Below are 11,643 nucleotides of genomic sequence, written 5' to 3'. Positions count from 1 at the left end.
CTCTCCCGGGCGTCGATAGCCGCCGATGCTAGGGGTGCCTCGTTGCGGGCGCGTTACGGAGCCGCTCAGGGAAAGTGTCCTACCCCTCCTCTAAGGTTGGGGTGTGCTGGTGATGGTGGTGGACACGGCGACGGCGGCGGTGACCGCGGCGCTCGCGCGGATCGACGACGATGTCACGCTGCTCGCGGAGCGGGTGACGGTCGACGCGCGCGGCGCCGGCGAGCTGCTGGCCCCGCAGATCGCCGCCGTGCTGGCCGAGGGCGAGGCGGTTCCCGGCGACCTGGCCGCGGTGGTGGCCGGCGTGGGCCCCGGGCCGTTCACCGGGCTGCGGGCCGGCATGGTCACGGCGGCCGCGCTCGGGCACGCGCTGGCGATCCCGGTCTATGGGGTGTGCACGCTCGACGCGATCGGGCTGGTGCTGCCCGGGCGGGCGCTGGTGGCGACGGACGCGCGGCGCAAGGAGGTCTACTGGGCCACGTACGTGGACGGGGTGCGCCTCGACGGGCCCGACGTGGCCAAGCCCGCCGACCTGGCCCTTGCCGGGATCGGGGTGGCGGCCGGGGACGGGGCCGAGAAGTACGCCGACGTGCTCGGGGTGCCGGTCGAGGGGCCGCGCTATCCGGGTGCGCTCGCGCTGGCCGCGCTGGCGGCGGACCGGGTGCGGAGCAAGGCGCCGGGGGAGACGCTGACGCCGCTGTACCTGCGGCGGCCCGATGCGGTGCTGCCGGGTGAGCGGAAACCGGCGCTGCAGTGACCGGCTCTGTGATGCGCGACGTCGACCTCGCCGAGCTGCGGTGGTTTCACATCGAGCAGCTGCTGCCGATCGAGGACGAGCTGTTCGGCGAGGAGCGCTGGTCGGCGGGGATGTTCTGGAACGAGCTCGCGCTCGGCCACTACTACCTGGTGGCGCTGGACGTCGACGGCTCGGTGCTGGGCTACGCCGGGCTGGCCGTCGCCGGTCCCGACGAGGCGTGGGTGCAGAACCTCGGGGTGCGCACGTCGGCCCAGCGGCGCGGCATCGGCCGGCGGCTGCTGGAGGCGCTGCTGGCCGAGGCGAAGCGACGCGGGGCGCGGCAGGTGCTGCTCGAGGTGGCCGTCGACAACGCGCCGGCGCAGCGGCTTTATGCGGAGTACGGGTTCGAGGCCGTCGGCATCCGCCGCGGTTACTACCAGCCCAGCAACACGGATGCACTGGTGATGATGCGTGAGCAAGACTGAGCCGCTCGTTCTGGGGATCGAGACGTCCTGCGACGAGACGGGCGTCGGGATCGTCCGCGGGCACACGCTGCTCGCCGACGAGATCGCGTCGAGCGTCGACGAGCACGCCCGGTTCGGGGGCGTGGTGCCCGAGGTGGCCAGCCGCGCCCACTTCGAGGCCATGGTCCCGACCATGCAGCGGGCCCTGGACAAGGCGGGCGTGACCCTGTCCGACGTGGACGCCATCGCGGTCACGGCCGGCCCCGGCCTCGCGGGCGCCCTGCTGGTGGGCGTCGCGGCGGCCAAGGCCTACGCGCTGGCCGCGGGCAAGCCGATCTACGGCGTCAACCACCTGGCCGCGCACGTAGCCGTCGACACCCTGGAGCACGGCGCCCTGCCCGAGCCCGCGGTCGCGCTGCTGGTCTCCGGCGGCCACTCCTCGCTGCTGCGGGTCGACGACCTGGCCGCCGGCGTGACGCCGCTCGGCGCCACGATCGACGACGCCGCCGGCGAGGCCTTCGACAAGGTGGCCCGCCTGCTCGGCCTGCCCTTCCCCGGCGGCCCGCCGATCGACAAGGCCGCCCGCGAGGGCCAGGTCGTCATCCCGTTCCCGCGCGGCCTGACCGGCCCCCGCGACCTGGCCGAGCACCGCTTCGACTTCTCGTTCTCGGGCCTGAAGACGGCGGTCGCCCGCTGGGTCGAGGCCCGCGAGCGCAACGGCGAGCCGGTCCCGGTCAACGACGTGGCGGCCAGCTTCCAGGAGGCGGTCTGCGACGTCCTGACCGCAAAGGCCGTCGACGCCTGCCGCGAGCACGGCATCGAAACCCTGGTCATCGGCGGCGGCGTGGCGGCCAATTCCCGGATCCGCTCGATGGCGCAGGAGCGCGCGGAGAAGTACGGGATCACGGTGCGCGTACCCCGCCCGAAGCTCTGCACCGACAACGGCGCGATGGTGGCGGCGCTGGGCTCCCACCTGGTCGCCGCGGGCGCTCTGCCGGGCCGACTGGGCCTCCCGTCCGACTCGGCCATGCCCATCACGCTCGTGACCGCCTGACGCCCGCCCACCGCGGCGCCGGGCCCGCCCTGGCGCCGGCCACGCTCGGTCGCGCGGCGTCGGCCACGCTCGGTCGCGCGGCGTTGGAACGGTCGCGCGGCGTTGGCCACGCTCGGTCGCGCGGCGTTGGAACGGTCGCGCGGCCTTGCTCGATCGCGCGGTGGGCCGGTCGTGCGAATGTTGCCGGCGCGAGGGTTTGTGGTCCGGCCGACGGTGATCGAACGGCCACTGGGAGGAGGAAGCGCGATGGGGGTAGAGTCCAGCGCCGTGATCGTGCGCATGTGGGAGGTCAGGGCGCACCCGGAGGCGTTCGGGGAGTTGTTGTCCTGGGTCTGTGAGGCGATGCTGCCCAAGGTCGAGGTGCATCCGATGCATCTGAGCAGCGAGGTGTACTCCTCGACCGACCAGCGCCTCGTCGTCATCTCCAAGTGGCGGGGCAGCACCCCGGAACCGTTCGCCGAGCCGCCGTCGCACCTGGTCGCCCGCAAGCCGCAGTTCTGGGACTTCACCGAGGTCGACCGCTGAAAAATGTAAGGCGCTCGGGGCCGGTTTGCAGTTACCGTCGGGGGCTGTGCGGAAACTGCCACGTGCTGAAGCCGGTGAGCCCGACAGTCGTTCGGCGGGGCGTTATCTCCTCTGGGTGGCTCGACAGCAACTTGCGCTGATTGCCGGGGGCGTCTGCTTCGGCATTCTGTGGATGGTCAGTCAGGCGCTCGTGCCGGCGGCGATCGGGGCCGGGGTCGATGCGCTCACGCGGCACGATCGTGGCGGGCTGCTCTGGGCCGGGGCGGCCGTGCTCGGGCTGGGCGCCTCCACGGCCGTCAGCGGGATCATGCGGCATCGGTTTGCGGTGTCGAACTTTCTCAGTGCCGGGTTCCGGACGGTGCAGGTCACGGCGCGGCAGGCGACGCGGCTCGGGGCGGCGTTGCAGAAGCGGGTGGCCACCGGTGAGGTGGTGAGCATCGGGACCACGGACTTCGATCAGATCGGGTACTCGCTCGACGTTACCGCTCGGGGCAGCGGGTCCGTGGTGGCGATCATCGTCGTTGCGGTGTTGCTGTTGCGGGTCTCGGTGCCGCTCGGGCTCGTTGTGGTGGTCGGGGTGCCGATCCTCGTGCTTGTCGTCGGGCTGCTGCTGCGGCCCTTGCATGAGCGGCGGCGGCATCAGCGGCAGCTCAGTGGGGAGCTGACCGGGCGGGCCGGGGACATTGTGGCCGGGCTGCGGGTGTTGCGCGGGGTCGGCGGCGAGGGGGAGTTCTCGCGGCGGTACAAGGTGGAGTCGCAGCGGGTTCGGTTTGCCGGGGTTCGGGTGGGCAAGGTCGAGGCCACGCTCGAGGCGGCGCAGATTCTGTTGCCCGGCGTGTTCATCGCGCTGGTGACCTGGCTCGGGGCTCGGTTCGCGGTCAGTGGGCGGATCTCGCCGGGAGAGCTGGTGGCCTTCTATGCCTATGCGGCCTTTCTCATCGGGCCGTTGCGGACGCTCACCGAGTTTGCGCAGAAGTTGACCCGGGGGCTGGTGGCGGCCGGGCGGGTGGTGGCCGTGTTGCGGATCGAGCCGGATTTTCAGCAACACGCGGCATCGGTACCGGCTGATGACGGTGATCTCGACGACCCCGACTCCGGGCTGATGGTGCGACAGCATCGGCTCACGGCGATCGCGGCCGTGCGGCCCGAGGACGCGGTGGCCATCGCCGAGCGGATCGCGCTGTTGGATCCGGCGTCGAAGGCGCGGCTGCACGGAGTACCGCTGCGGGATCTTGCTCTTGATGAGGTGCGGCGGCGGATTCTGCTCAGTGACAACGAGGCGACGTTGTTCCGTGGGGTGCTGCGCGATGAGGTCGGCGACGGGCGGACCCTCGCCGACGCGGCGGCGACCGACATCGTGGAGGCGTTGCCCGGCGGGCTCGACGCCGAGATCGCCGAGCGGGGGCGGGACTTCTCGGGCGGGCAGCAGCAGCGGTTGCGGCTGGCGCGGGCGCTGGCCATCGACCCGCCGATTCTCGTGCTCGTCGAGCCCACGAGCGCCGTCGACGCGCACACCGAGGCGCGGATCGCCGAGCGGCTGCCGGGGGCGCGGGCCGGGCGGACCACGGTGGTGTGCACGACCAGCCCGCTGCTGCTGGACCGGGCCGACACGGTGGCGTTCGTGGGGGCCGACGGGCGGGTGGCGGCGACCGGGCCGCACCGCGAGCTGCTGGACACGTGCCCGGCCTATGCGGCGGCCGTGACGCGCGGGGAGGACTGAGCATGCTGCCGATCGCATCCACCGGGGAGGTCCGCGCCTACCTGCGGACCCTGTTCACCGACTACCCCTGGCGGCTGGCCGGGGTGCTGGCGCTGCACGTCACCGGGGCGGCGGCCGGGCTCGCCGCGCCGCCGTTGCTGGGGCTGCTGGTCGAAAGAGTCGCCGCCGGTACCTCCACGTGGACCGTCGACCGCATCGCGCTCGCGATCGCCGGGTTCGTCGTGGCGCAGGCGGTGCTGGTGCGGTTCGCGCGCGTGGCGGCCGCGCAGCTCGCCGAGCGGGTGCTGGCGCGGCTGCGGGAGGAGTTCGTCGACGGGGTGCTGGCGATTCCGCTGTCCACCGTCGAGCGGGCCGGGACCGGGGACCTGCTCAGCCGGGCCTCGCGGGACGTGGCGCAGACCAGCGACTCGGTCCAGCTCGCGCTGCCCACGATCGTCGTCAGCGGGCTGCAGATGCTGCTCACCGTCGGCGCCATCGCGCTCGTCGGGCCGATCTTCCTGGTGCCGGGCCTGCTCGCGGTACCGCTGCTGTATCTGCCCTCGCGCTGGTACTTCCGGCGCGCCAACGACGGGTACCTGCGCGAGGCGGCGGCCCTGGCGCGGATGGCCGACGGGCTCGCGGAGACGGTCGAGGGGGCCCGGACCGTGGAGACGCTCGGGCTGCAGGAGCGGCGGGTCGAGCGGACCCGGGAGCAGCTGGCCGGGTTGTACGGCGCCGCGATGTACACGCTGCGCCTGCGCACGGTCTGGTTCCCGCTCTCCGAGTTCGCCTACGCGCTGCCGTCCGCGGTCACGCTCGTGGCCGGCGGCTGGTTCGTGATGGAGGGCTGGGCGAGCATCGGGCAGGTGACGGCCGCGGTGCTGTACCTCGTGGCGATCATCGACCCGCTCGACCACATCCTCAGCTACGTCGACCAGCTGCAGCTCGGGCAGGCCTCGCTCGCCCGGATCATCGGGGTGCGGGCGGCGGCCGAAAAGCCGGTGGAGAAGACCGCCGATCCGGTGGACGAGCGGCTGGTGGCCAAGGACGTGCGGTACGCGTACGTGGGGGACCGCGACGTCCTGCACGGCATCGACCTCGCCATCCGGCCCGGGGAGCGGCTGGCCATGGTCGGGCCCTCGGGCGCCGGCAAGTCCACGCTGGGGCGGCTGCTTGCCGGGATCCACGCGCCGCGGGCGGGGTCGATCGAGCTGGGTACGGTACCGATGCGGGAACTGCCGCCGGATGAACTGCGGGGGCACGTCGCGCTGGTGACCCAGGAGCATCACGTGTTCATCGGGAGCCTGCGGGAGAACCTGACCCTCGCGCGGCCCGGGGCGACCGACGCCGAGCTGTGCGCGGCGCTGGCGACGGTCGACGCGCTGGACTGGGCGCTGGCGCTGCCGGAGGGGCTGGACACCACGTCGCTGCCGCTCTCGCCGGCCCAGGCCCAGCAGCTCGCGCTGGCCCGGCTGGTGCTCGCCGATCCGCACACGCTCGTGCTGGACGAGGCGACGTCGCTGATCGACCCGCGGGCGGCCCGGCATCTGGAGCGGTCGCTGGCCGGCGCGCTGGAGGGGCGGACCGTGATCGCGATCGCGCACCGGCTCTTCTCGGCGCACGACGCCGACCGGGTCGCGGTGGTCGAGAACGGGCGGATCACCGAGCTGGGCAGCCACGAGGAGCTGGTCGCGGCGGGCGGGGCCTACGCCGCGCTGTGGCGGTCGTGGCACGGCTCGAAAGCTACTTGATCTACTTGATCGAGGTGTACACCACGGCGAACACCGCCACCACGGCGATCGCGATCGCGAAGATCAGCAGGAGGTGGCGGTCGCCGGCCGGTTCCGGGGCCGGGGGCGCCGCGGGGGCCGGGGCCAGCGCCGGAAGGTCGACGATCGCGGCGCGCAGGTCGTCGAGGGTCTTCGCCGCGTACACGGTGCCGACCCGGTCGGAGAACTCGTCCAGCGTCAGCCGCCCCGCCTCGGTGTGGCGCTGCAGGACCCCGATCACGCGCTGCCGGTCCTCGTCCGATGCCCGCACGACCGACATGGTGTCAGTGCGCGGCGATCGGCGCCAGGGTCGCGCCGGTGACCTGGACGAGGTCGCCCGGGGCGAGCTCGATCTGCAGGCCGCGGCGCCCACCGGAGACGTACATCGTGGCCATGCCCTCGGCCGAGGCGTCGATCACGATCGGCAGCCGGGAGCGCTGGCCGACCGGGGAGATGCCGCCGGTGACGTACCCCGTGGCGCGCTCGGCCGCGGCCGGCTCGGCCATCGCGGCGCGCTTGCCGCCGACCGCGGCCGCGAGGGCCTTGAGGTCCAGCGAGGCGGAGACCGGCACCACGCCCACCGTGAGCTGCCCGTCGACCGTGGTCACGAGCGTCTTGAACAGCCTGGTCGGCTCGACGCCGAGGGCCGCCGCGGCCGCCTCGCCGTAGGAGCCGGCCCGGGGGTCGACCTCGTACGTGTGCGGGGTGAACGCGATCTTCTGGCGCGTCAGCAGTGCGGTCGCCGGGGTACCCTTGCTCGCCACTGGCCCACAATAGCGAGATGCAGATCGGCGCGGTCCAGCTGTACCTCGGCCACGGCCACCTGTTCCTGGGCGCTGCGACCAGCGTGGACCTGTCGGTGTTCGACGGGGACGGGCCGGTCACCGCGACCGAGCACCACGTGCGCATCGCCGCCCGCCCGCAGGTGGGACTGGTCCGGGTGCGGTTGTGGCAGGGGGCCGGGCCGCGGGTCGGCAAGCTGGTGTTCGACGGGCCGCTGAAGCTGCCCGACGCCAAGTTCAGCGTGGAGGAGGGCGGGGGGCTTTCGCGGTACGTCACGAAGGTCTCCAGCCACAGCCCGCGCGTCCTCATCGCCGTCGACGACCCCGGCCACGCCTCCCGCGTCGAGGTGGTGCTGGAGCCGGAGTTCGTGCCGCGCAGCGCCCAGGTCTGGACGGCCGGGGAGCCGCCGTTCCCGAAGCTGACCGTGGCCCCGACCGCGCCCCGGCACCGGGCCGACGCGTTCGCCGACGCGCTGTCCGGGCACGACTTCGCCCTCCGGCGGCTGGCCGCGGCCCTGCTGGTGGTGGCCGAGGAGCGGCGGCAGCGCAACTCCGACCAGAGCGTGGCGTTCTACGTCAACGACATCGTGGAGTGGCTGCGCTGGCTGAACGACCGGCTGACCTACGAGATGTGCCGGGACACCGGGCGGTATCTGCTGGGGCAGCTCGGGCTGCGGCCGCCCGAGGTGCTGGCCGAGGACACGCTCAGCGACCTGCAGCGGCGGCTGGGGCATCCGCTGGTCTGAGCAGGAGCGCGGCGGGCTCGCCCTTGATCTTCGTGAGCGCGAGGAATGCGCTTTCGTCGCCCTTCAGGTGCAGGTTCCGGCGGAGTTCGTCGACGTCGTGGGCCGATCCGCGCTTCAGGATCTGGAGGGCGCCGATGTTGCGCGTCCGGAGTGCGGCACGGAGCTTTTTCAGTGCGATCGGCAGGCGATCGACCACGGCGTAGCGGCGGCCGAGCCTGGTAGAAATGTCAGCATTTGTGGTGATATAGGCGATCGACTCGTCCAGCAGGGTGCCGTCGACCTGCGAAGCCAGCTCGGCCACCAGGTGGGAGCGGACGACGGCGCCGTCGGGGTCGTAGAGGTACGCGCCGACCGGACCGACCGGGGCGCGCTCCTCGCCGCTGCCGGTGAGCTCGAACACGTCCTCGCCGCGGATGACGGTCGCCCGCCGCGGCGCCCCGGCGAGCGGGCCGCACCAGGCCGCCGCCTCGACCACGTCGCCGTCCACCGAGACCCACTCGCCCTCGGCGCCGGCGGGGAGCAGGGCGTGGTCGATGCCGGGCGCGAGCTTGAGCACCGCGTTGGGGACGCGGGTGGGCAGCGCGGTGACGAAGTCCCACGGCGGCGAGTAGGCGCGCGGGTCGAACACCCGCCGGCCGCCCGACGTGCGGCGGGCCGGGTCGCAGAAGACGGCCTCGACGGCGACCAGGGGCGTGGCGGTGGCGTCGCGGGCTTCGACCAGTACACCCGGGAGCCCTAAGTTTGTGATGTTGGCGGCGGCGATCGCGGCCGTGGCGGGGTCGGCGTCCACCGCCAGCACCCGCATCCCGGCGCGCGCGAAGGCGATCGTGTCGGCCCCGATGCCGCAGCCCAGGTCGGCCACCCGGCGCGCACCGGCGGCGGCCAGGCGGGCGGCGCGGCGGCGGGCCACGACGGACCGGGTCGCCTGCTCCAGGCCCGCGCGGGTGAAGAACATGACGGCCGCATCGGTACCGAACTTCGCCCGGGCCTTCCTCCGCAGCTCCGTCTGGGTGAGGGCGGCGGCGGCGAGGGTGGGCGGGAAGCCCTGGGCGCGCAGCTTCTCGGCCGCGGCGAGCGGATCGCCGTCGGGCAGCGCGGCCGCGGCGGCCAGCGCCTCCTGCCCGTCCGGGCTGGTCAGGGCCTGCACGTCCTCGGGCTGCACGGGGTCCTTTGCTGGAGTCCGGGGTGATTTCGTGGCGTGTCTGGCACTCTAGTTGACGGAGTGCTAGCCACCGGCATAACCTCCGAGTTAGCACTCTCCTGCCGAGGGTGCCAGACATACCCGGCCGGGGCCGGCACCCGCGACGACGGCTTCACCGGGCTCTCGATAGTAAGCTCGATACCCCAGGAGGGTATGCCCGTGACTACCGCGACGCAGGTTGCGATCAAGCCGCTCGAGGACCGCATCCTGGTCCAGGCCAACGAGGCTGAGACGACCACCGCCTCGGGCATCGTCATTCCGGACACCGCCAAGGAGAAGCCCCAGGAGGGCACCGTCAAGGCGGTGGGCCCGGGTCGCATCGACGACAAGGGCAACCGGGTGCCGATCGACGTCAAGGTCGGCGACACCGTCATCTACTCGAAGTACGGCGGCACCGAGGTCAAGTACGCCGGCCAGGAGTACCTCGTGCTCTCGGCCCGCGACGTCCTCGCCGTCATCGAGAAGTGACCGTTTTTCACTAGAAGCAGTGGCCACCGCCCCGGACCCGTGCGCTAGGCGCGAGGCAGCCGGGGCGGTGTCGCTTTGAAGGGAATCCACAAAGCATGGCGAAGATCCTGAGTTTCTCCGACGAGGCGCGCCACCTTCTGGAGCACGGCGTCAACCGGCTGGCCGACACGGTCAAGGTCACGCTCGGCCCCCGTGGGCGCAACGTCGTCCTGGACAAGAAGTTCGGCGCCCCGACCATCACCAACGACGGCGTGACCATCGCCAAGGAGATCGAACTCTCCAACCCGTACGAGAACCTTGGCGCGCAGCTGGTCAAGGAGGTCGCCACCAAGACCAACGACGTCGCCGGCGACGGCACGACGACGGCCACGGTGCTGGCCCAGGCCCTGGTCCGCGAGGGCCTGCGCAACGTGGCCGCCGGCGCCAACCCGGCCGGCGTGAAGCGCGGCATCGACCAGGCCGCCGCCGCGATCGTCAAGGCGCTCAAGGACAAGGCCACCCCGGTCGCGAGCCACACCGAGATCGCGCAGGTCGCCACCATCTCCGCCCAGGACGCCACCATCGGCGACCTGATCGCCTCGGCCATGGAGCGCGTCGGCCGCGACGGCGTCATCACGGTGGAGGAGGGCTCGATGCTCACCACCGAGCTCGACGTCACCGAGGGCATGCAGTTCGACAAGGGCTTCATCTCCCCGCACTTCGTCACCGACGGCGAGGCGCAGGAGGCGGTCCTCGAGGACGCGTACGTCCTCATCACCACGCAGAAGATCTCCGCCATCGAGGAGCTCCTGCCGCTGCTGGAGAAGATCGTCCAGAACAGCAAGCCGCTGCTGATCATCGCCGAGGACGTCGAGGGCCAGGCCCTGTCGACCCTCGTGGTGAACGCCATCCGCAAGACCTTCCGGGTCGTCGCGGTCAAGGCGCCCGGCTTCGGCGACCGCCGCAAGGCGATGCTGCAGGACATCTGCATCCTGACCGGCTCCGAGCTCATCGCGCCCGAGCTGGGCTACAAGCTGGAGAACACCGGCCTGGAGCAGCTCGGCACGGCCCGCCGCGTCGTGGTCACCAAGGACCTGTGCACCATCGTCGACGGCGGTGGCGACCAGTCCGAGGTCAACTCGCGCGTCGAGCAGCTGCGCAAAGAGGTCGAGGCCTCCGACTCCGACTGGGACAAGGAGAAGCTGAACGAGCGCGTCGCCAAGCTCTCCGGCGGTGTCGCGGTCGTCAAGGCCGGCGCCGCGACCGAGATCGAGATGAAGGAGCGCAAGCACCGCATCGAGGACGCCATCTCGGCGACCAAGGCCGCGGTGCAGGAGGGCATCGTCCCGGGCGGCGGCGCGGCCCTGGCCCAGGTGGCCACGGTCCTCGACGGCGACCTCGGCCTCACCGGCGACGAGAAGGTCGGCGTGGGCATCGTCCGCAAGGCCCTCGTGGAGCCGCTGCGGTGGATCGCCCAGAACGCGGGCTTCGACGGCTACGTGGTGGTCGGCAAGGTCCAGGCCCTCGACTTCGGCCACGGCCTGGACGCGGCCACGGGCGAGTACGTCGACCTGGTCAAGTCGGGCATCGTCGACCCGGTGAAGGTGACGCACAGCGCGGTCGCCAACGCCGCTTCGATCGCGGGTCTCCTGCTCACCACGGAGAGCCTGATCGTCGAGAAGCCGGAGGCCGCGGAGCCGGCCGCCGGTGGCCACGGCCACGGGCACGGTCACTCGCACGGGCCGGGCTTCTGATTTTTCCTTCTCCGGACGGGCCCTGGGCGTCTTCGCCCGGGGCCCGTTTTTTGGCCGTTCGCCGTGCTCCGGGGTGGGTGGGGCGATAAGTCGGGCGCTGACGCGCCGCGACTTATCGGACTTATCGCCTGTCGGGGCATAAATCGGTTTGGCCGGATTTTCAGATGGCGCTCATTTCGACGTCCGGCGAAGTGGGGCAAATCACCCTTGGGGTGCCGGTCACCCGGCTGGGGGATGCCGGAACGGCCCCGCGCCGTGAGGGGGGCAGCGACGGGCTGTCAGAGGGCCGCGCGGAGTGGCGGCGGTGCGCGCTCGGGGCTGGTGGGTGGAGCCGGCATGCTGAGCGAGAGTCCCTCGGAGCAGCAGTGGGTTGTGAGCGCGCCGCTCGGGGCGGGTGGGGTGGCGCCCGGCGGGGTGTGTGGGGGCGCTGCTCGGGATCGGCGCGGCGGTCGAGGCGCGACTGAGGGAG

12 protein-coding genes are annotated in these 11,643 nt (G+C 72.4%); 9 read left to right on the top strand and 3 right to left on the bottom strand.

What is annotated here, in order from left to right; all coding sequences use genetic code 11:
• Positions 1–103: 103 nt before the first annotated feature.
• The 6 genes from tsaB to ACQPZ4_RS47720 all read left to right on the top strand — a co-directional run bounded on the left by tsaB (position 104) and on the right by ACQPZ4_RS47720 (position 6,226).
• Complete coding sequence (tsaB, locus tag ACQPZ4_RS47745) at positions 104–754, top strand: tRNA (adenosine(37)-N6)-threonylcarbamoyltransferase complex dimerization subunit type 1 TsaB (RefSeq protein ID WP_433052364.1); 651 nt, start codon at positions 104–106, stop codon at positions 752–754.
• Positions 755–765: 11 nt separating this feature from the next.
• On the top strand, positions 766–1,218 hold the full coding sequence (rimI, locus tag ACQPZ4_RS47740) for a ribosomal protein S18-alanine N-acetyltransferase (RefSeq protein WP_433067051.1): 453 nt from the start codon (positions 766–768) through the stop codon (positions 1,216–1,218).
• Positions 1,205–2,251, top strand: a complete 1,047-nt coding sequence (tsaD, locus tag ACQPZ4_RS47735; protein ID WP_433052361.1) for a tRNA (adenosine(37)-N6)-threonylcarbamoyltransferase complex transferase subunit TsaD — start codon at positions 1,205–1,207, stop codon at positions 2,249–2,251. Before rimI ends, tsaD begins: the two co-directional genes overlap by 14 nt.
• A gap of 267 nt (positions 2,252–2,518) precedes the next feature.
• On the top strand, positions 2,519–2,776 hold the full coding sequence (locus ACQPZ4_RS47730) for a hypothetical protein (RefSeq protein ID WP_433067048.1): 258 nt from the start codon (positions 2,519–2,521) through the stop codon (positions 2,774–2,776).
• A 172-nt stretch (positions 2,777–2,948) separates the two neighbouring features.
• Positions 2,949–4,496, top strand: coding sequence for an ABC transporter transmembrane domain-containing protein (locus tag ACQPZ4_RS47725; RefSeq protein WP_433052358.1), 1,548 nt, complete (start codon positions 2,949–2,951; stop codon positions 4,494–4,496).
• 2 nt (positions 4,497–4,498) lie between these two features.
• Entirely contained in the window at positions 4,499–6,226 is a 1,728-nt protein-coding gene (locus tag ACQPZ4_RS47720; protein WP_433052355.1) for an ABC transporter ATP-binding protein, read from the top strand.
• Position 6,227: 1 nt separating this feature from the next.
• Here the strand turns inward: ACQPZ4_RS47720 and ACQPZ4_RS47715 are convergent, their stop codons facing one another.
• Together ACQPZ4_RS47715 and ybaK are read right to left on the bottom strand one after the other, a co-directional pair.
• Complete coding sequence (locus tag ACQPZ4_RS47715) at positions 6,228–6,515, bottom strand: DUF1707 SHOCT-like domain-containing protein (protein ID WP_433052352.1); 288 nt, start codon at positions 6,513–6,515, stop codon at positions 6,228–6,230.
• Positions 6,516–6,528: 13 nt separating this feature from the next.
• Entirely contained in the window at positions 6,529–7,008 is a 480-nt protein-coding gene (ybaK, locus tag ACQPZ4_RS47710; protein ID WP_433052349.1) for a Cys-tRNA(Pro) deacylase, read from the bottom strand.
• 17 nt (positions 7,009–7,025) lie between these two features.
• Here ybaK and ACQPZ4_RS47705 point away from each other — a divergent pair, with 17 nt between their 5' ends.
• Complete coding sequence (locus tag ACQPZ4_RS47705) at positions 7,026–7,772, top strand: hypothetical protein (RefSeq protein WP_433052346.1); 747 nt, start codon at positions 7,026–7,028, stop codon at positions 7,770–7,772.
• Here ACQPZ4_RS47705 and ACQPZ4_RS47700 read toward each other — a convergent pair.
• Entirely contained in the window at positions 7,732–8,934 is a 1,203-nt protein-coding gene (locus ACQPZ4_RS47700) for a THUMP-like domain-containing protein (RefSeq protein ID WP_433052343.1), read from the bottom strand. The genes ACQPZ4_RS47705 and ACQPZ4_RS47700 overlap by 41 nt on opposite strands.
• 192 nt (positions 8,935–9,126) lie before the next feature.
• On the opposite strand from ACQPZ4_RS47700, the gene groES reads away from it, so the two are divergent.
• A complete protein-coding gene (gene groES, locus ACQPZ4_RS47695; RefSeq protein WP_433052340.1) occupies positions 9,127–9,441 on the top strand; it encodes a co-chaperone GroES in 315 nt (104 codons plus the stop codon).
• A 95-nt stretch (positions 9,442–9,536) separates the two neighbouring features.
• Entirely contained in the window at positions 9,537–11,174 is a 1,638-nt protein-coding gene (gene groL, locus ACQPZ4_RS47690; protein WP_433052337.1) for a chaperonin GroEL, read from the top strand.
• The last annotated feature ends 469 nt before the right edge of the window (positions 11,175–11,643 follow it).

The sequence above is a fragment of the Dactylosporangium sp. CS-033363 genome (assembly GCF_050942475.1).
GTDB lineage: Bacteria > Actinomycetota > Actinomycetes > Mycobacteriales > Micromonosporaceae > Dactylosporangium.
The sequence above is the reverse complement of the archived record's forward strand: the minus strand, read 5'-3'. Positions and strand labels throughout refer to the sequence as shown.